Origin of the sequence: Mesobacillus sp. MER 48 (assembly GCF_023714225.1) — a bacterium.
Classification (GTDB): domain Bacteria; phylum Bacillota; class Bacilli; order Bacillales; family Cytobacillaceae; genus Mesobacillus; species Mesobacillus oceanisediminis_A.
Map to the genome: position 1 here is coordinate 197,728 of NZ_JAMAUR010000004.1, position 20,675 is coordinate 218,402.

At 45.0% G+C, this 20,675-nt stretch carries 18 protein-coding genes; 15 read left to right on the plus strand and 3 right to left on the minus strand.

The features are described from left to right. Positions 1-7: 7 nt before the first annotated feature. The gene (locus tag M3593_RS15785) at positions 8-1,186 is read right to left on the minus strand and encodes an MFS transporter (RefSeq protein WP_251543952.1); all 1,179 of its coding nucleotides are present in this window, start codon (positions 1,184-1,186) and stop codon (positions 8-10) included. A gap of 149 nt (positions 1,187-1,335) precedes the next feature. Between M3593_RS15785 and M3593_RS15790 the strand changes: the two genes are divergently transcribed. From M3593_RS15790 to ggt, 6 genes are all read left to right on the plus strand, one after another. Continuing rightward, on the plus strand, positions 1,336-1,719 hold the full coding sequence (locus tag M3593_RS15790; RefSeq protein WP_251543950.1) for an OsmC family protein: 384 nt from the start codon (positions 1,336-1,338) through the stop codon (positions 1,717-1,719). 131 nt (positions 1,720-1,850) lie between these two features. Then, positions 1,851-2,912, plus strand: a complete 1,062-nt coding sequence (gene cax, locus M3593_RS15795) for a calcium/proton exchanger (RefSeq protein WP_144475171.1) — start codon at positions 1,851-1,853, stop codon at positions 2,910-2,912. A 439-nt stretch (positions 2,913-3,351) separates the two neighbouring features. Then, on the plus strand, positions 3,352-3,969 hold the full coding sequence (locus tag M3593_RS15800; protein ID WP_144475170.1) for a YczE/YyaS/YitT family protein: 618 nt from the start codon (positions 3,352-3,354) through the stop codon (positions 3,967-3,969). Between the two features lie 140 nt (positions 3,970-4,109). Next, entirely contained in the window at positions 4,110-4,943 is an 834-nt protein-coding gene (locus tag M3593_RS15805; RefSeq protein WP_144475169.1) for a YfkD famly protein, read from the plus strand. A 212-nt stretch (positions 4,944-5,155) separates the two neighbouring features. Continuing rightward, complete coding sequence (locus M3593_RS15810) at positions 5,156-5,950, plus strand: YtxH domain-containing protein (protein WP_144475168.1); 795 nt, start codon at positions 5,156-5,158, stop codon at positions 5,948-5,950. A gap of 135 nt (positions 5,951-6,085) precedes the next feature. Further along, positions 6,086-7,771, plus strand: a complete 1,686-nt coding sequence (gene ggt, locus M3593_RS15815; RefSeq protein ID WP_251543948.1) for a gamma-glutamyltransferase — start codon at positions 6,086-6,088, stop codon at positions 7,769-7,771. 40 nt (positions 7,772-7,811) lie between these two features. Here the strand turns inward: ggt and M3593_RS15820 are convergent, their stop codons facing one another. Further along, on the minus strand, positions 7,812-8,315 hold the full coding sequence (locus M3593_RS15820; RefSeq protein ID WP_251543946.1) for a DUF421 domain-containing protein: 504 nt from the start codon (positions 8,313-8,315) through the stop codon (positions 7,812-7,814). Positions 8,316-8,499: 184 nt separating this feature from the next. Here M3593_RS15820 and M3593_RS15825 point away from each other — a divergent pair, with 184 nt between their 5' ends. The 5 genes from M3593_RS15825 to rlmD all read left to right on the plus strand — a co-directional run bounded on the left by M3593_RS15825 (position 8,500) and on the right by rlmD (position 14,417). Continuing rightward, positions 8,500-8,685: an SE1561 family protein gene (locus M3593_RS15825; protein WP_144475165.1), complete on the plus strand. Its 186-nt coding sequence runs from the start codon at positions 8,500-8,502 to the stop codon at positions 8,683-8,685. Between the two features lie 375 nt (positions 8,686-9,060). Next, positions 9,061-10,614: a fumarate hydratase gene (locus M3593_RS15830; protein WP_285848078.1), complete on the plus strand. Its 1,554-nt coding sequence runs from the start codon at positions 9,061-9,063 to the stop codon at positions 10,612-10,614. 167 nt (positions 10,615-10,781) lie between these two features. Then, on the plus strand, positions 10,782-11,591 hold the full coding sequence (gene pdaA / locus M3593_RS15835) for a delta-lactam-biosynthetic de-N-acetylase (protein WP_144475163.1): 810 nt from the start codon (positions 10,782-10,784) through the stop codon (positions 11,589-11,591). 480 nt (positions 11,592-12,071) lie between these two features. Beyond that, positions 12,072-12,932: a DNA-3-methyladenine glycosylase family protein gene (locus M3593_RS15840; RefSeq protein WP_251543944.1), complete on the plus strand. Its 861-nt coding sequence runs from the start codon at positions 12,072-12,074 to the stop codon at positions 12,930-12,932. A 15-nt stretch (positions 12,933-12,947) separates the two neighbouring features. Beyond that, on the plus strand, positions 12,948-14,417 hold the full coding sequence (rlmD, locus tag M3593_RS15845; RefSeq protein ID WP_251543942.1) for a 23S rRNA (uracil(1939)-C(5))-methyltransferase RlmD: 1,470 nt from the start codon (positions 12,948-12,950) through the stop codon (positions 14,415-14,417). A gap of 32 nt (positions 14,418-14,449) precedes the next feature. Here rlmD and M3593_RS15850 read toward each other — a convergent pair whose 3' ends face one another. Beyond that, positions 14,450-14,956 carry a TetR/AcrR family transcriptional regulator gene (locus tag M3593_RS15850; protein ID WP_251543940.1) on the minus strand — a complete coding sequence of 169 codons (507 nt, stop codon included), beginning with the start codon at positions 14,954-14,956 and terminating at the stop codon, positions 14,450-14,452. A 202-nt stretch (positions 14,957-15,158) separates the two neighbouring features. Between M3593_RS15850 and M3593_RS15855 the strand changes: the two genes are divergently transcribed. The 4 genes from M3593_RS15855 (at position 15,159) to M3593_RS15870 (ending at position 20,512) form a co-directional block, all read left to right on the plus strand. Continuing rightward, positions 15,159-17,216, plus strand: a complete 2,058-nt coding sequence (locus tag M3593_RS15855) for an efflux RND transporter permease subunit (RefSeq protein ID WP_251543937.1) — start codon at positions 15,159-15,161, stop codon at positions 17,214-17,216. A gap of 2 nt (positions 17,217-17,218) precedes the next feature. Next, complete coding sequence (locus M3593_RS15860; protein WP_353056101.1) at positions 17,219-19,006, plus strand: YhgE/Pip domain-containing protein; 1,788 nt, start codon at positions 17,219-17,221, stop codon at positions 19,004-19,006. A 174-nt stretch (positions 19,007-19,180) separates the two neighbouring features. Further along, entirely contained in the window at positions 19,181-19,690 is a 510-nt protein-coding gene (locus M3593_RS15865; protein WP_144475158.1) for a ferritin, read from the plus strand. 438 nt (positions 19,691-20,128) lie between these two features. Further along, positions 20,129-20,512, plus strand: coding sequence for a hypothetical protein (locus M3593_RS15870; protein WP_251543934.1), 384 nt, complete (start codon positions 20,129-20,131; stop codon positions 20,510-20,512). The last annotated feature ends 163 nt before the right edge of the window (positions 20,513-20,675 follow it).

Here is a 20,675-nt window from a genome sequence, read left to right on the forward strand (position 1 = left end):
TTTCTCGTTATGCAGATTTTGCCTGCTGCTCAGACGCGTCATGTCGGACAGCGACCAGTGCGATGAAAATCAACAGCAGCATCGTGCTGATGACATAAAAGAAGCTGATGCCTTTCAGCCATTGGATGGCCAGTCCCCCAATGAACGGCCCGCTGATGCTGCCGAAACTGAAGAAAATACCGCACATCAGGTTGCCTGCCGGAAGAAGCGGCTTTGGCAGCAGGTCGGCCATATAGCTGATTCCAAGGGAAAAAGTCGATCCTACAAGCATGCCGGCTAAAAAGAAACAGATCAGCAGACCGATAGTCGAATTCTCCAGCAAACCGGCTGCAGTAAAAGAGATGAAGCCGGACAGGGTAACGGCAATCAATACATTCCGCCGCCCGAGCTTATCGCTTAAGATCCCGAGTGGAAGCTGTGAGAGAATGCCGCCGATGGCAAAGGCCGGAAGCAGGAGTGCGACTGCATCGACACCGATCCCTGATCTCATCGCGTACACCGGAAAGTTCCCGTTAAGGCTTGCTTCCAAAAATCCGTAGCCAAAGGGAGGCAGGAAGGCGACCCAGGCATATTTAAACACCTTCCCGAACCTTTTCATCGTACCGAAGAAAGAAGTACTGTCAGTGTCATGTTCAGGCCGCTCGTTTTTCAGCAGCCATACCGTCAGCCAGGCAGCGAGGCTGATGGCAGAGGAAAGGATGAATGGCAGAGCGGTATTTATTTTTACAAGCCCGATCATCAACGGTCCAGCTGCGAATCCCAGCCCGAAAAATAATCCATAGATTGAAATATTCCTTCCAATCCGATCTTTTGCCGAAAAGGATGTAATCCATGTCTGGGTGGCAAAATGGAGCATATGGTCGCCAATTCCGATGGCGAGCCTTAAGATAAACCAGAACCAGAACGATTTCCATAACGGAAAAAATGCCAGCGAAACCGCGACGAGAAAGCCGCCGATAAGAATGATCGGCTTGTAGCCAAATCTGCGCAACGGCGCTTCCATCAATGGCGAAGCTATCAAGATACCGATATATAATCCTGTTGCATGAAATCCATTCATCGAGGATGACACGCCATCCTGTTCAAAGATGATCGCAATCAAAGGCAGCAGCATTCCCTGGGAAAATCCCGAAATGGCAACGATGCTGACGAGGATCCAGAAACGAAGTTTTATGCTTATATTCATGATTCATAATCTCCCTGAGTATTAATACTCTTTTGATGTTAACGATATAAATTTTTATGTGCAATGTTTTTTTATTTTTAAATACAGGTAAAATAGTGTAATCTTCTTTGTGTCAGGGAAATATTCCTAGTTAAAAAGGAGAGATTCTAATGGAATTTAAAATGAAGCCAGAGGTTGGCTTTTATACAGAAACAGGTTTTGGAAGATTGGACATTGCTGGGGACGATGAATATGGATTCAGGCCATACCAATTGCTCGTTTCTTCAGTTGCGATCTGCAGCGGCGGAGTCCTGCGCAAGGTCCTGGAGAAAATGAGGATGGAAATCGAGGATATCCACATCCACGCGGATGCTGAACGAGTTGAGGAAGAAGCAAACCGTGTCAGCAAAATCATCGTCCATTTCCGCATTGCCGGAAGCAATCTCGATGAAAAGAAAATCGAGAAGGCAATGGTGCTGACAAGGAAGAACTGTTCGATGGTGCAATCTGTGGTCGGAAGCATTGAGGTCGAAGAGACATTTGAAATCGTCTAATACATGATTTCCTTTCATAACATTTTGTTTTTTTTATCTCCTTTGGAAGAACTGATAAAGTGACTAAGAATGTTGGTTAAGGGGTACAGATATTGAAAAAACAATAAGAGTTAACAGAGAGGAATCATACTATGGCAAACAAGATTTTCATGATTTTAACTTTCGTCGGTGTTCCGCTGTCTGTCATCGGAACGCTGATGCATTGGTCGAGTACAATGTTATTTATCATCTATTGTTTGACGATCGTAGCTCTGGCCAGCTATATGGGCCGGGCAACAGAAAGTCTGGCAATAGTAACAGGGCCGCGGATTGGCGGATTACTGAATGCGACCTTCGGAAATGCGGTGGAGCTGATCATTTCCATTTTTGCGTTAAAAGCGGGGTTGATTGGAGTTGTTCTTGCTTCATTGACAGGTTCCGTGTTAGGCAACCTCCTGCTTGTAGCTGGGTTATCCTTTTTTGTAGGAGGACTGAAGTTCAAACGGCAGCACTTTAATGTTCATGATGCAAGACATAATTCAGCTCTTTTAATTTTTGCGGTGATTGTGGCGTTCGTTATTCCGGAAGTATTTGCGATGGATATGAATGAAAGCAGGACGCTCAGCCTTAGTGTCGGAATCTCGATTATCCTGATTGCGCTCTATCTTGCTGCACTGTTTTTCAAGCTTGTCACCCACAGAGGTGTTTACCAGCCTAAGGTTCAAAGCGGCGCCGGGCACCATGAAGAAGAACCGGAATGGGGGAAAGCCAAAGCAATCACTATCCTCCTGGCGGCAACAGTTGCTGTCGCTTATGTTGCAGAAAACCTTGTCCATACTTTTGAGGAAGTGGGCGAATCCTTCGGCTGGTCCGAATTGTTCATAGGGATCATCATAGTAGCGATTGTCGGCAATGCAGCCGAACATGCCTCAGCCGTCATCATGGCCTATAAAAATAAAATGGACGTCGCTGTTGAAATCGCCGTAGGCTCGACCCTGCAGGTTGCCATGTTTGTTGCGCCTGTTCTCGTGTTAGTTTCTTTGCTGTTTGAAAAGAGTATGCCTCTAGTATTCTCGATGCCTGAAATGGTTTCAATGGCAGTTGCCGTGCTCCTCTCCATCAGCATTGCAAACGACGGTGAAACAAACTGGTTTGAGGGGCTTACACTTTTAGGCGCCTATGTTATAATGGGAATTGGATTTTACCTGCTTTAATATACTAGGATTAATGAACTCTGTTCCGGGAGGACAGGGTTCTTTTTTCGCTGTAAAAACGAACATGCTTTACCTCGCGCATCTCGATTTATCAACATAGAGATAGTTAAAGGACATTTCAGAGCGTTATAGCCGCCAAAATGTCCAAGAAAAGCGGTTTAAAGGACATTTCCGAGCGTTGGGGCAGTCAAAATGTCCAAAAAAGCAGTTTAAAGGACATTTCAGAGCGTTAAAGCAGTCAAAATGTCCAAAAAAAGCAGTTTAAAGGACATTTCCAAGCGTTGGGACAGCCAAAATGTCCAAGAAAAGCGGTTTAAAGGACAATTCGAAGCGTTGGAGCCGTCAAAATGTCCAAGAAAAACAATTCAATGGACATTTCAGACCCAAATGAGCAGTCAAAATGTCCAATAGAAGGTTCAACAGAAGGAGAATAGGGATCATGGCTTTTGTTTATCGCACTTTATTTTTTATCATCGGGTTAACGATTCTATCTTTTGGGGTTTCGATGACCATTAAAGCAAATTTGGGGACAGGCGCCTGGGATGCTCTCAATGTGGGCCTTTCGAAAACGGTGGGGCTGACGCCGGGCAGCTGGGTTGTCTTTGTCGGGATCATCATGATTTTCCTTAATGCCTCCCTGGTAAAAAGACGCCCGGATATTGCTGCAATCATTACGCTGCTTATCACAGGGGTGCTGATCGATTTCTGGTTATTGCGCGTGTTCGATGACATGTTGGTCGCTGGATATGGGAAGCAGTTTGGAGTATTCCTTCTCGGGATGGTGGCGTTGAGCTTCGGCCTGGCGGTCTATCTGCAGCCGAGATTCCCCTTGATTCCTATCGATAATTTCATGATGGCATTAAGGGAACGATTTAATCTGAATTTAATGGCAGCGAAGACGCTTGGTGAAGTGATTGCTCTGTCGGCGGCGTTCATCTTCAAGGGACCGATTGGGATTGGGACTTTGATTGTGACGTTTGCTATCGGTCCGTTGATTCAATTGTTCTTTCCTTACTGTGAAAAATTGTATAATAAGCTGCTTACATCCGCTCGATAGTTATTTCATAATATAATTCCTGAGGTTCTGCTCATCTGGCAGAGCTTCTTTTTTTCAACAAACTTTGGATAAAGTGGCGGAACTCCGAAAACACTATGAACAAACTTAAAAGTTTCCTGTAGTGAAAGGAGTATACACCGATGAAAAAAGCAGCAGCTATCCTTGTTATGACGATGGTTTTTATGATGTCTATTTTAGCAGTTGGTTTTGCTGAGGAAGGGAAGGCGAAAAAAGCGCCTCAGCCAAAGCAGGCGGAAAATGCGAAGTATGTGATCCCGAATTCAGTAATGAATATCACGAAGGATAATACGTATCCGAACCCGACTGAAGACTTGCCTTTCCTTCAGCCAAGTGAGCTTACCAAGAATTTGATTAAAACGTCGAAGGTGAAGATCGAGAATCCTGATTTGATTCGGATGCTGAATGAAACATCCATCAACAGCACTCCATTCGCCATCGGCTACCGGGCGATTGTTTACCTTGGTGAGTGGCCGTTGAATTATGAGTCGCAAGAAACCTCACCGAACTGGGAATTCCAGAAAATCAATACCAATTATTTCGACAATCGCGGCGGGAATGCTATTTATCAAATCCATTATGTTCAGGAGCAGCAAAAGGTAGTGAAGGGCGGTTTGACGGCGAAAATCAAGAATGCGGAAGATGTGCAGAAAATGATGCTGTTGCAAGCAGCAAAGAAATCAGGTCTGCCGCTTGCATTTGAAACGATAGTCGGAGCCGGTACGAAAAAAGACCATATCTACAATATCCAGCCGAAGCGTCTCGGGTATCTTTATGCCTACGCACCAGCCATCAATGAAAAAGGCAAGGTCACATATGGCGAGGTTTACCTTATGCTAAAAGGCAGCAAGAAATTCATTGTTGTCAAAAATGTTGTATCACAAGGGATTGGAGCATGGATTCCGGTTCAGGACCATGTCAGCTTTGGCTTCGTTTCCAGTGAACGGCCGAGATAAGTCTTCGAAATAATAGATAAGCCTGGTATCAAAAACGAACCAGGTAATGAGTGAGCCTGGTATTTCTGAAAAGAAACCAGGCTTTTTTTAATGCCTGTTAGTAATTTTTTCCTCTTGACAAAAGGTAGATATATCCTGTTTAACGCCTGTACATGCCGGGAATTAGATAGACATAACAAATTAACTCAACAAAATTAAGGAGGAAATAGATTATGTCTGACAATATTCTTTCTAACAACCAAAATCCAATGGGCAACAATTCAAACTCTTACAATATGAACAACAACATGTACACTTCATCAACGGAGAATGCATCATATGATCCAACAACTGGAACAACAACTTACGCAAGCACCAATTCCGGTAATTCGTATTCAAACAATTCATCAATGGGCGGCTACTCCAGCAGCTATTCATATGATGACTCCAGCAGCTCTAAGTCTTCGAACAGTAAGCTGATGAAGGGTGTGCTGATTGGAGCTGCAATCGGCGGAGCAATGGCGATGCTTGACTCCAATACGCGCACAAAGGTAAAGGACAAGGCGGTCAATGCAAAAGACACATCAATGAATGTCATCAGCGAAGTGAAGAACAATCCTTCTGATGTGAAGGAGCAGATGATGAGCAGCTTCAGGGAAGCTTCCAGCATTTTAAAAGAAGCGATCAGTGATGCTCAAAACCTTTACCAGCGCCTGAATGATGATGTATTCAGCAAGATGAATGAAGCAAAGTCCAATTCCTCTGATGCTGTGCAAACCGTCATGAACGCAAAGGAAGAGCTTAAGGATGTTGGATCAAAAGTGAAGGAAGCAGGAGCAACCGCAATGGACAACCCGGTGGTCAATTCTGCTACTGAATCTGACTCTTCAAACACTGGATCAAGCCATGCTGCTGATGCGTATGCTACTGGTATGGAAAGCCAACCGTCTGATACAACAGGGCTAGGAAATACCTCAAATGCCTTCACAGTATCGCCAGAAAACCAAAAAAATGATAATAACCGCTAATTAATGCGAATACTAAAGCCAGTCCTGGACAAGGACTGGTTTTTTGCTGTCAACCATCCCATATATTTGCTTGTTTCTTTATTTAGCTACGAGGGTATTAACTAGTACAGTCAGTTAATTTAGGAGGCTATGTCAATGGAAAAGGAATTTAAACCACGCTCTAACAGGTGTGATTATGATAGAGAAACTGCAACGGGGAAAATTGCAATGGCTGCTTCAGCGCACCCAATTGCAACGAATGCAGCGGAAAAAATACTGCGTGACGGCGGCAACGCCATCGATGCAGCGATCGCCATCCAATTCGGCCTGAATGTCGGAGAACCGATGATGACAGGAATTGGCGGCAGCGGATTTTTCATGGTTTATCATGCGGAAAGCAAAACCACGAAAATTTTTGATGGGCATACAAGAGCACCAAAAGCCGCACACCCAGAACTTTTTTTAGATGAAAAAGGTGAAGTCATTCCGTTTAAAAAGAGGTCTACGCATGCTACAGGTGTCGGGGTTCCAGGTATATTGAAAGCAATGGAAGCGGCAAGGAAGGAGTATGGCACAAAACCGCTTGCCGAATTGATCGAACCAGCTGCCCAGGCTGCAGAAAAAGGAGTAGAGGTCAACTGGATTATGGAAGAAAGTCTTAATACTTTCGACTATCGACTCGGTGATCATGCGAAGGAATTATTTATGCCGGGCGGGAAGTCGCTTAAGGAAGGGGATGTCTACCAGAAGGAACACCTGGCGAAAACATTCCGAATCCTTCAGCGTGATGGCATCGAAGCGTTCTATGAAGGGGAAATTGGAGAAGCCATTATTTCTACACTAAAAGAGCTTGGCGGAATCATGGAGATGTCAGATTTAAAGAATTATGAAATCTCCATTGATGAACCTGTTTGGGGAACTTATCGGGATTATAAAATTGCTTCTTCCAATATGCCGAGTGCAGGCGGGACAACGATGCTGCAGATTTTGAAAATCCTCGAAGGTTTTGACCTCAGCAAGTATGATGTGAAATCATGGGAAAAGTATTACTTATTTACAGAAGCCATGAGGATTGCTTTTTCCGATAAAATCGCCTTTTCAGGTGATCCGGAGTTTGGTGATATTCCGTTAAAAGGGTTGCTGAGTGAGGAATACCTTGCTGAGCGGCGAAAATTGATTAATTGGGAACGCAGGAACGATGCAATTGATTTTGGTAATCCATGGGTTTACGGGGAGGGTAAGGAAATTAATATTGTCCGCCAGCCTTTCGAGCCTGAAAGAGAAAGAAGCGAAACGACTCATTTCACGGTAACGGACAAGTGGGGCAATATCGTTGCCTGCACTTCTACCGTTGAGCACCCGTTCGGTTCTGGAATCATGGTCAAGGATCATGGCTTCGTTTTAAACAATGAAATGACTGACTTTGATGCTATTCCTGGCGGCCTGAATGAAATCCAGCCAGGAAAGAGGCCTGTGAGCTGCAAGACGCCAACCATTGTCTTCAAGGAAGATGAGCCTGTTTTGACATTGGGATCACCTGGCGGGCCAACAATCGTAGGCTCCGTATTCCAGACGATTGTCAATGTTCTTGATTTTGGCATGGACCTGAAAGAGGCCATCGAGGAGCCGAGAATCTTCAATAGTACCGGCCCGCTGATTGGCTGGGAGTCGGGCATCAGCATGGAAGCAAAAGGTGAGATGGAATCAAAGGGCTTCGAATTTGCCGATGGTCCATTCCCGCTTGGAAATGTCCAGGCCATCAAATTCGATCGTGAAAAAGGTATCCTCTATGGAGCTGCCGATTCCAGCAGGGAAGGGAAAGCAACCGGACTGGATGAATAAGAACCAAAAAGCAGGCTGGAATTTTTTCAGCCTGCTTCTCTTATTTATCCACACTGGAAAGCGTGTCCGTTTCTGAATCCGATTTTTTGATTACAGAAATGCTGCCGTCTGTTTCAAGGACGACAGCTTCCACCTGGTCCATTGAATTGATGCCGCTGGAACGTGCTGCCTGAAGGATTTCCACATCCAAAACACGTTCTTTGGTGATTTTTTCCTTTAAGTAATTCCCGCGGTAAAATAACAATTGGGGATCCGATTTAATCAGCTTTTTGAAACCGTCTGAACGTATCGACAGCCATGCCACAACATATTGCAGACCAATTAAAATAAAGAATGCTGAAACTCCCTCAATAAGGGCCACTTTTTTATTCAAAAGGATTGTCGCCAGGGTAGACCCCAGTGCGACCGTGACAATCAAATCGAAAGCATTCATCTTGGACAGCGTACGTTTACCAGAAACACGCAACAATAAAACAAGGGCCCCGTAAGCAAGGACACCGACAACAAGGGTACGCCAGACGGCATCCCAAGAATTAAATATCATTTTATCACCTCATATATGTTTTTTCCTGAAAAAGCCTGCGCAAACATATTGCGATAGGGGGGAATACTATCCAATAATAAAAGGGTTTTGCAAAAGCCCAAATGGACAGCATGCATTCTGATAAATATTGCACAATCGCCCATTTTTCGGTAGGATGTTAACGGTAGTGAAAGGAGCGAGAATAGTGGGAAGCCAGATAAATGATAAAAATACTCAGGTTGTATTCCTTAAGCAGCGTTTGGATATGTTCGCTGAATTGCTTGAAGCGATTGATCCGGAAGAAACGGACCTCGAGGATATCGACCGCATGATCCAAATCGTCGAAGAAATGGATGCCAAATGCCGCGAATTCAAAAACCGCGATTTGTAAGAGACCTTTTTATGAGGTCTCTTTTTTATGTTAGCGTCTTTTCGGAGCTGACCAACGAGCATGCGCTTTTCTCTGTCCAGCTCCAGCGACCAATGCTTGTCGAGGCGGACCAGGGCGCTTGCGCTTTTCTGTGTCCAGCTTCAGCACCTAGCCCCTCGAGCGTTTCGGTCCGCCCAATGAAGTCAAAGAGCGACTTCAGTGGTCGGCCCTCCAACGCTTGTCGGGGCTGCCCAAGGCGCTTGCGCTTTTCTGTTTGTAAACGATTCCACTTTCATCTTTAAATAGATGGTTGATAGGAGTATAATGATATCGGAGAAATTGTTATAAAGCTTTCACATATAAAGAGACAGCAAACATGGGGAGAGGGGTAGACAGATGAATATCGAAAAGTTCCAGGAAAGCATGTACCAGTTAGTTGTTGAAACATCCACGAACCTTCCTAAGGATGTCCGCCGGGCCATCAAAGCGGCGGCAGAGCGTGAAAACTCCGGGACACGCTCGGCGATGAGCCTGGATACGATCACCAACAACATTAAAATGGCGGATGATAATGTTTCGCCGATTTGCCAGGATACTGGTCTTCCAACCTTTAAAATCAAGACTCCTGTAGGTGAAAACCAGCTTGAGATGAAAAAGGCGATTTACAATGCGATTGCCCAGGCTACCAAGGATGGCAAGCTGCGCCCGAACTCTGTTGATTCATTGACAGGTGAGAACAGCGGCGACAATCTTGGCGGCGGCACTCCTGTCATCAAGTTTGAGCAATGGGAAAAAGACTATATTGACGCACGTCTGATTTTAAAGGGCGGCGGCTGTGAAAATAAAAATATCCAATACAGCCTTCCTGCTGAATTGGAAGGACTCGGCCGCGCTGGACGCGACCTTGACGGAATACGCAAATGTATCATGCATTCGGTTTATCAGGCCCAGGGACAAGGCTGCAGCGCAGGCTTCATTGGGGTCGGCATTGGCGGTGACCGTTCTTCTGGATATGACCTTGCGAAGGAGCAATTATTCCGTACTGTAGATGATGTCAATCCAAATCCAGAACTACATGACCTTGAAGAGTATGTCATGGAAAATGCCAACAAGCTTGGAATCGGGACGATGGGCTTTGGCGGTGAAACGACGCTTCTTGGCTGCAAAATCGGCGTCATGAACCGCATTCCGGCAAGCTTTTACGTATCTGTTGCGTATAACTGCTGGGCATATCGCCGCCTTGGTGTAGCCGTAAACCCTGAAACTGGTGAAATTCAGGAATGGATGTACCAGGAAGGAGAGAAGATTGATTTCGCCCAGCCTGCTGCACAGGAAATCGCAGCAGCAGTCGAAGCACCGGCAGAACAGAATGTCGTCACATTAACTGCTCCTATCACAGAAGAGCAAATCCGTGAACTCAAGGTCGGAGATGTCGTCCAGATCAATGGCATGATGTATACAGGCCGTGACGCGATCCATAAGTACCTGTCAGACCACGATTCACCTGTCGACTTGAATGGGCAGGTCATTTACCATTGCGGACCGGTCATGCTGAAGGATGAAGAAGGAAACTGGCATGTGAAGGCTGCAGGCCCGACAACAAGTATTCGTGAGGAGCCCTATCAGGGTGATATCATGAAGAAGTTCGGCATCCGTGCAGTCATCGGAAAAGGCGGAATGGGTAAGAAGACGCTTGCTGCTTTGCAAGAGCATGGCGGAGTTTACCTGAATGCCATCGGCGGCGCAGCACAGTATTATGCGGACTGCATCAAGTCTGTCGAAGGCGTTGACCTGATGAACTTCGGTATTCCTGAAGCAATGTGGCACCTCAATGTCGAAGGCTTTACCGCAGTCGTAACCATGGATTCGCACGGAAACAGCCTGCACGAAGATGTTGAAAAATCATCACTCGAAAAATTGGCGCAATTCGCCGATCGAGTTTATAAGTAAAACTTAAAAGGGGTCTCGCTGGGTTTGCTGCGAGACTTCTTTTTTATTCGATTGCTGGTAACGGCCCATTACCTTATCACCACTGCAAAAGTTTCCCGTTGATGCATTTGTAGAATTTTTTTTCCCTGCCGGCAAACAATAAGGAAAAACATCAATGGAGGAACATCATGAAAACGTTTGTTAAGATACTGCTTGCTTCCGCGATGCTGCTGTTGATTGCTTTGCCGGCTGTTACAGGCGCGGAAGAAAATTCGAACTCACCACTGCACTGGGGATTCAAAAAAGGCCGGAATGGGAGGCAGGCTGATGCCGGAAGAATGTTCGAGGTCATTCTTGAAGACCATGGAGCTGTTTATAAAGGGGACAAAAATAGCAAGGATTTGTACCTGACCTTTGATAATGGATATGAAAATGGTTATACTGCAAAAATTCTTGATGTATTAAAAGAGGAACAGGTCCCTGCAGCTTTTTTCATTACGGGCCATTATCTTGAAAGTGCTCCCGAGCTTGTTGTCCGGATGGCAAATGAAGGCCATATTATCGGCAATCACTCCTGGCATCATCCTGACATGACTCAAATCAGCGATGAAAAAATCAAGAAGGAACTTGAGATGGTCCGTGCTGAAACCGAAAGGATCACAGGCAGGAAGCATATGAACTATCTGCGTCCTCCAAGGGGGATTTTCAGCGAAAGGACAATGGCGGTCGCCAAAGAAGCCGGCTATACTCATGTGTTCTGGTCGCTCGCTTTTGTTGACTGGAATACCGACCAGCAAAAAGGCGCGCAATATGCCTATGATAAAATCATGACCCAGGTCCACCCAGGTGCCGTCCTGCTTCTGCACACAGTTTCGAAAGACAATGCGGATGCACTTGGGAAGGTAATCAGGGATTTGAAAGAACAGGGTTATCACTTTAAAAATCTTGATGAGCTGATGCTCAGAAAAGGCGGCATGAAGGATCCGATGCTGTACTGATTGTTTGATCCCGGCAATTTTACAGTTGCCGGGATTTTCGATTGGAAAAAAGGCGCATTTTTACCAGTTCGCCAATAAAAATTTATTTTCGCCAATAAACCTGTGATTTTCGCCAATAAAATTAAAAAATCGCCAATAAACAGTGATTATCGCCAATAAAGTTGTGAACTCCGCCAATAAAGCAGAAATGGGCCAGCTAAAAGATGTTAGACCCAGCCGGAAAGACAGGAATCATCTTAATAAAAGGGGGATTTCAACAATAAGTTGGCAATTCCCCCGCAAAATTCAGCCAGAAAGCCGACAATCGATTAATTTCAAAAACCCAATTCCGTCATTTGAACACAATCCATACTTAGGGCAATAAAAACGAGCATTCCTCACCAATAAAAATCAAATACCGCCCAGATGATCAGCACTATTTTCGTAAAAACAGAACGGAAATGCTATAATACGGGGAAAATACATGAGGGCGGTTTGTATATGTGGGAAGAAAAGCTGGCCATTACCGGGCCTTATAATTTTGACCTGGCCTTAAGCAGGCTTGCACTTGATCCATTGAACGCCGTTGATATCGAGCAGCGGCTCGTCAGGGTGCCGCTTGCTTTTGATGATAAAAAAATCATTGCGGATGTCATTGCGACGGGCACGCTGGAAAAGCCTGAATTCATTGTCCGCGCCAGTGATGAAAAAGAAAAAACGCTAAATCGTCTGACGGAAATTTTTCAGTGGGATGTGGAATTGCTTCGGGTCCATGAGCATTTTCAGACGACAGAGTTAAAAGATCTTTTCAATGATCATTTTGGAACCCCGCTTGTGCTGGAATTTGATCCGTTTTCCAGCTTGATCAAGAGCATTATCCACCAGCAGGTGAATCTGAAGTTTGCCTTTACTCTGACAGAACGGTTCGTGAAAGCTTTCGGTGAAGAGGTCGATGGAGTCTGGTTCTATCCCTCTCCTGACAAAGTCGCCCGGCTGAGGGTTGAACAGCTTCGTGAGTTTCAATTCAGCGGACGCAAGGCGGAGTATGTGATCGGAATCGGTGAGTTGACAGCTTCTGGCCAGCTTGATTTTGAAAAAATGAAAAGCATGCCTGATGCCGAAGTCTCTAAGGAGTTAATCAAGATTCGCGGTGTCGGTCCTTGGACGGTGGAAAACTTCCTGATGTTCGCGCTTGGCAGGCCGAATTTATTCCCGATGGGGGACATCGGCATCCAGAATGCTTTGAAGAAATACTTCGAGCTGGATGACAAGCCAGACCTTGCCCAGATGGAAAAATACAAGGAGCCGTGGAATCCTTATTTAAGCTATGCTTCGCTCTATTTATGGAGAAGCATTGAATAATTGGAGTGAAGTTTTATGAAAAAAGAGCAGCAAGGGAATCAATTTAAGAAATCATCACCAAAGAATAATGGTCAACATGTCAGGAAATTTTCAAAAGGGCAATCGAACAATGACCAGCAATCACCAAAGCTGCAGCTGAAGCAGACCTTCCCGCTGACCATCAAGCGTCTGGGAATCAATGGCGAGGGTGTCGGTTATTTTAAGCGCCAGGTCGTGTTCGTGCCCGGTGCGCTCCCAGGTGAGGAAATCGTCGCAGAAGCCACAAAGGTCCACCCAAAGTTTGCTGAGGCTAAAATAAAGAAGATCCGTAAACACTCCGAGCATCGGATCAAACCGCTCTGTCCGGTATACGAGCAGTGCGGCGGCTGCCAGCTGCAGCATTTGCGCTATGATCAGCAGCTGAATGAAAAACGTGATATTGTCATCCAGGCTTTGGAGCGCCATACAAAGCTGAAAATCGAACACCTTGATATTCGTCAAACAATCGGCATGGAAAATCCGTGGGGTTACCGGAACAAGAGCCAGTTCCAGGTTGGCGAAAAGGATGGAAGGGTGCTTGCCGGCCTGTACGGTCTCAACTCTCATAATCTGATTAATATCGAGCAGTGTGCGGTCCAGCATCCCGCTACGACAAAGGCTACCGAGATTGTAAAAGGCATTCTTCAGGATCTGAAAATACCAATCTATAATGAGAAAAAACATAAAGGTCTCGTAAGGACAATCGTTGCCAGGACAGGCGTCCAGACTGGCGAACTGCAAATTGTCCTGATCACGGCAAAAAAAGAACTTCCGAAAAAAGACTTGATCATCACAGAAATCAAGAAGCGTCTTCCAGAGGTAAACTCGATTGTCCAGAACATCAATGGCGAAAAGACTTCTGTCATATTCGGCGATGAAACCGCCACTTTGGAAGGGAAAGATTTTATCCAGGAAACACTTGGTGACCTGCAATTCGAACTTTCAGCAAGGACCTTCTTCCAGTTGAATCCTGAGCAGACGGTAAAGCTTTACAATGAAGCCAAAGCTGCTGCCATGTTAACAGGGAAGGAAAAACTCGTCGATGCGTATTGCGGTGTCGGCACAATCGGATTATGGATGGCAAATCAGGCAGGCGAGGTTCGCGGGATGGATGTCATTCCGGAATCGATTGAAGATGCCAGGAAAAATGCGCTGAAGCACGATGTCAGCCATGCCAAATTCTATGTTGGAAAAGCAGAAGAACTGCTTCCAAAATGGCTGGAGGAAGACTGGCGCCCGGATGTGATTGCCGTCGATCCGCCGCGCACAGGCTGTGACGAGGAATTCCTGAAAACCGTCCTGAAAATCAAGCCGAAAACCTTTGTTTACGTTTCCTGCAATCCTTCTACGCTCGCAAAGGATATCCAGACACTAGGAGACAAGTACAGAGTAGAATATATCCAGCCAGTGGACATGTTCCCGCACACCTCACAGATTGAGAGTGTCACGAGACTGGTTTTAAAATGATAAAAGCGCCGGCCCGGTTTGGGGCTGGCGCTTTATCGTATATTTGACAATCCATGATTGATGAAGTTGTTAATGATTTCGGCCATTTCCCTTGGTGTCTTGTCCATGCCATTTTCCACCCAATTTTTTATCACATAAATACCGCCGCTGACAACAAAGATATTGATATATTTAAATGTTTCCCGGTCGAACTGGCTGTCGAAAATCCAATTTTTGAAGATGTATTCCTGGGTGATTTTCATCCCTTTTTTCTGGAAGTGTATATCGCTGTTTTCACCAAGAAGCATTTGGCATACATCACTATTCCTGGCAATATACTCTAGAATCTTCTCGGTCATTTTTAAAGCCTCTTCTTCTTTGGAAAAATTATATTGGTTCAGTGTTGATACCATATCTTCAATGAATTCCTCTTCTATTGCGTTCAGTAGATCATATTGACTTGAAAAATGGGCATAAAAAGTGGAACGATTGAGATCAGCCAGCTCACAGATTTCCTTTATCGTAAGGCTCGAAATGGGCTTTTCTTTGAGTAATGCCATAAGGCTTTCCTTTAAAACCATCCTCGTGTATTTTTTTCTTCTGTCCATTTTTAAAAATCAACGTCCTTTTTCTCTGATTTCCAACAGATGATGATAATTTGTTGTGTAATGTACGTTATGTACGCAACTGTTTGTTGAATAGCCAACACCGTGTTTATATAATGATAAAGTGAAAATGTAAAAGACTCAAGTGAGGTTAAAAATGAACAGCATTGCAGAAAAAATCATTAAGCATAAAAAAGCTGTTGTTATCGCATTTGCTTTATTTGCGCTGTTATCAACAGTGGCGCAATTTTTTGTGTCGGTCAATTATAATATGGTAGATTATCTGCCTGAAGATGCCCAGTCAACAAAGGCGATGGAGATCATGGAGCAGGAATTTACCGCCGATGTCCCTGATACAAGGGTCATGATCAAGGATATAACCTTGCAGGAGGCCATAGCCTACAAGGAAAAAATGTCTGCCATCGATGGTGTGGGGGAAGTGATTTGGCTCGATGATGTGGTCGATTTGAAAACCCCAATTGAAATGGCAGATGAAGAAACGGTAGAGAATTATTATAAAGATGGAAATGCGCTCTTCTCAATCAGTGTCCGTTCCGGTGATGAAGTCAGGATTACTGATGAAATTTATGAGTTGATCGGTGAAAAAGGTGCAATTGCCGGCGAGGCTATCAATACGGCTTCATCCCAAAAAATGGCCGGGAAGGAATCGATGTATGCAGGGATGCTGCTTGTCCCGATCATTATCTTCATTCTCGTTATTTCGACGAACTCATGGATTGAGCCGTTATTTTTCCTGACAGCCATCGGGGTATCGGTGCTGATCAACCTGGGAACGAACATCTTTATCGGAGAGGTTTCCTTCGTCACCCAGTCGGTCGCACCAATCCTGCAGCTGGCAGTTTCTCTCGATTATGCTGTCTTTTTGCTTCACAGCTTCTCTGATTACCGGAAGACAACGAGTAATCCGGAGGAAGCAATGCAGCTGGCGATGAAAAAGTCATTCCCGGCAATTACTGCCAGTGCAGCGACAACCTTTTTTGGATTCATTGCCCTGACTTTCATGAAGTTCGAAATCGGCTCGGATCTTGGGATCAATCTAGTAAAAGGAATCATCCTGAGCTTCATCAGTGTCATGGTGTTTTTGCCAGCGCTTACCCTGCTGTTTTATAAATGGATGGATAAAACAGAGCATAGAAGCTTTGTCCCGAGCTTTACCGGTATAGGGAAGTTTGTCATGAAACTGAAAATCCCAAGCTTGCTGCTGGTGTTGGCGATCATTGTTCCAAGCTTCCTGGCCCAGAGCAAAACGGCCTTCACCTACGGGCTTGGCGTGCAGCCGGAAACGACACGAGCGGGCAGTGATTTTACCGAGATTAAGGAAGCCTTTGGCGAAACCACGCCGATTGTCCTTCTGGTTCCAAAAGGGGATCGCGCGAAGGAATCGGAACTGGTCAAGGAACTGGAGAACCTTGATTATGTCACAAGTGTGATTGCCTATGTCAATATGGTAGGTTCGGTCATCCCTCCTGAATATTTGGATGAATCGATCACCAGGGAGTTTTACTCGAAAAATTACAGCCGGATGATCATCAATACAAATCAGGGAACAGAAGGAGATGTCCCTTTTTCAATCGTCCAGAAGGTGGAAAAGGCCGCTGAAAAGTATTATGGTGACAAAGCCCTAAGTTTGGGGGAAAGCGTGACATTGTATGATATCAAGAATGTTGTCAACAAGGATAATTTCGTCGTGAATGTGTTGACGGTCGTAACGATTGCGATTGTTCTGCTGGCGACCTTTAAGTCTATTTCGATACCACTCGTGCTGTTGATCACGATCCAGTCCTCGGTCTGGATTAATCTGTCGATTCCGTATTTCACCAGCTCTTCGCTGGTTTTTGTCGGATATCTGATCATCAGTACAGTCCAGCTGGCGGCAACCGTGGACTATGCGATCCTTTTGACGGAAGCTTACCAGCATAACCGCCGGGATATGTCGTCCAGGAAGGCAATCATAAAAACCCTGGATGAAAAGACATTTTCGATTTCGATTTCTGCGGCGATTTTATCGAGCGTCGGTTTCATTCTATGGATGACATCTTCAAACCCAATTGTCGGCTCCATCGGCTTGCTGTTGGGCAGGGGGGCATTGCTGGCATTCGTGATGGTCTTGGTCCTCCTTCCAGCGATGCTGCTGGTATTCGATAGATTCATTAAAAAGACGACCTACAAAGCAAATTTTTATGAGGAGAAATGATGATGAGGACAAAAAAGTTACTACCTGCTGCTCTCGCACTGATGCTGATCTTGCCTTCATTTCTTGATACTGCAGCTGCGGCAGAAGCGGAAGGTAAAATTACCTCGAAGGATGAGGTAGTTTATGCCACGTTAACAGCCAATGGAAAACTTGATGATATTTATGTCGTCAATACGCTGGATGTTGCGGAAGCCGGCAAGATTGTCGATTATGGTGAATATAGCAGCGTCAAGAACCTGACCAATCTATCTAAACTGGATCGGGATGGGCAGGCCGTCCAATTCGATGCTCCCGAAGGAAAGTTTTATTATCAGGGAAACATGGCTGATAATACGGAATTGCCCTGGTCAATAGATGTTTCTTATTTACTTGATAGTCGTAAGATTGACCCATCTGAGCTGGCCGGTAAAAACGGACAGCTGGAAATCAGGATCCATACTTCAGCCAATGAAAAAGCAAATTCTCTCTACTTTGAGAATTACTTATTGCAAATTTCCCTGCAGCTTTCAAATAGTTATCAAAATTTGGAAGCAAATGGCGGGATGGTTGCAAACGCTGGGAAAAACAAGCAAATCACTTTTACGGTAATGCCCGGCCAGGAGGAAAATCTCAGCCTCAAGGCAGAAGTCGATGATTTTGAATTCACCGGCATCAGTATCGCCGCAGTTCCATCAACCTTGCCGATTGATACTTCCGAGATGGAGAACATGACTGAAGACATGTCCACATTGTCCGATGCAATCAGCGAATTGAACCAAGGCGTTGCCGAATTGAACCAAGGTGTTTCGGAATTGAATGACGGAGCAGCGAGTCTCCGTGATGGTTCGGCAAAATATAAAAATGGCATCAGCGAGTTGAACAGCTCATCCTCACAAATAGTAGGTGCATCGAATTCGATTGGCGATGCTCTGAAAAAAATCAGTACATCCCTATCAGGAGATTCTGCTCAAATGGACATGAGGAGCCTGAGCGAATTGCCAGCAGGACTGACTAAATTGGCAGATGGGATGAACCAGGCAGCCGATGGTTTGACAGTTTTGCGGGAAAATTACGCAGCAGCTTATGGTGCCCTGGATGGAGCGATTAAGGGAATTCCGGCACAACAGGTTTCTGAGGAAGAAATAGCTGCATTATACAGCAGTGGCGCGGACGCCAATGTCGTCAAGAAATTGGTTGAATCCTATGCAGCTGCCCAGAGAGTCAAAGGAACGTATTCACAGGTGCAGAAAGCTTTTGCAGCCGTGGACCCAACATTGAAGCAGGTCAGCGGATCGGTGTCAGAAATGAGCGCGGCTCTCAATGGGATAGCTGGAGAACTTTCTGCCTCCTTAAAGGACACGGATATGAGCGGCCTGGAACAGCTGCAAAAAGGGCTCAACGAATTGTCCGCGAAATACGGTCAGTTCCATTCAGGATTAGTGGGCTATACTGGGGGAGTAAGCAAGCTTGCCACCTCCTATAAAGAACTGCATTCAGGAATTGAAGGTCTGGCTGCCGGCACAGGTGAACTGAATAATGGAGTCGGCGAACTGCATGATGGAACAAGCAAGTTGAATGAGGAAACGAAGAACCTGCCCGAGCAAATGCAGCAGAAAATCAAAGAGATGATCAAGGAATACGACAAATCCGATTTTGAACCAGTTTCCTTTGTTTCTGCTAAAAATGAAAAAGTGGCCTCCGTTCAATTCGTCATCAAAACAAATGCAATCGAAAAAGAAGAGCAAGCAGAGAAAAAAGCAAAGCCTGAGAAAAAGAAAGGCTTCTGGGAGCTTTTGATGGAATTGTTTTAATGTATGAAAGACAGTCTGGCGGCATAGCTTTTGCTTCCGTACTGTCTTTTTTCTTTGCCGCCCGTTGGATAAACATGGTTTTAAGCAGCGCAAAAGGGTAAAATTCAATTGTGAAGGCAAAATAACTATGTTAGCGTAAAAAGACAGAGCTGCATGGACTGAGGAGGAATTAGTATGATCAGTGACAAGCTAGTAAATGGATTGGTTGAACAAATGAATTATGAATTTTATTCTGCGCATGCATACATGGCAATGGCAGCATATTGCTCAGCGGAGAATTTGGATGGTTTTGCGAACTTCTTTATGGTACAAGCAGAGGAAGAACGCTTCCATGCAATGAAGTTTTACAATTTCATCAATGATATGGGTGAACGTGTGACATTCGATGGTTTTAATGCTCCATCGAACGATTTCGAATCTGTCCTTGATGTGTTCGAAAAAGGACTTGCACATGAGAAGGAAGTAACCCGCCGCATCTATAATCTGGCAGATATCGCCCTCGACGAACGTGAGCACGCAACGATGACATTCCTGAAATGGTTCATCGAGGAACAAGTCGAAGAAGAGGCACTCTTCGACAGCCTCATCCAGAAGCTGCGCCGGATTGACCAGGACAGCAACGCCTTCTTCATGCTTGAAAATGAACTCGCACAGCGTTCATTCACAGCACCAGAGTCAAAATAAATACGAAAAAACAGGATTCCCAGCCGGAATCCTGTTTTTTTATATAGAAAAGACTAATTGCCCTTTAAAATCCCCCAGTTGGTTGAGCTTTATCTACAGTTGGTTGAGCCTTATCTACAGTTGGTTGAGCTTTATCTCCAGTTGGCATAGTTTTATCTCCAGTTGATAGAAATTTATCTCCAGTTAGTTGAACTTTATCCGGTTAGCTGTGCTTTATCTTCGACAGCTGTTTATAATTCCGATTATGAAGTTTTATTCCCGGTTGGCACAGATTTGTTCCAAGTTCAGCGACTGTGATAACCGTTGATACTGATTAAATCATGCTCTCTCGTCAAACGGAGTCCATCTGCCAATTATATCCAAATTTTCAAAAAAACTATTCCGCTTGTTTAATGGGGTATGAGTTATATAACAGAAACTTACGACAAGGAGGACCTTATGAAAAAACTACTTATATCTTTAACAGCTGCTGGGATCCTTGCTGGATGTAGTGCTGGTGACAGTGAGAATGGGCAGGAGGGGCCGCCGGAAACGGAGGTTAAGACTGAGGAGGATCCGGTGACCACGGATTATCTGCAAGAGAGGTTTTATGAAGGAATGGATTATGATGCTTATGCTGTTGAGGTTCAGACATGGGTTGATAAGGGCCAGGCGACCATTTCCGATACTGTAAAGATTGATGGGCAAAAGAATGTATCAGCGGATATCATCCAGGTGGCTGATGGATTCCTGGCGGTTGCAAATGACAGCAAGGAAATCACTTTTATCAAACCCTTCGCCTCTCCTGAGGATGCAAAAGAATACTTGGAGAATAATCTATAAAAAAACGCAGCCCGCTAACAAATCGTTTAGCGGGCATTTCCTTGTGGTATACGTCCATAGAGGGGCATGGACAGAAAGGACCACGAAACGGTCTCTAATTCATCTTGTGAACGATTACATAATATGCTCACACATCGTAAATGGAGGAATGAATCAGTGAAGA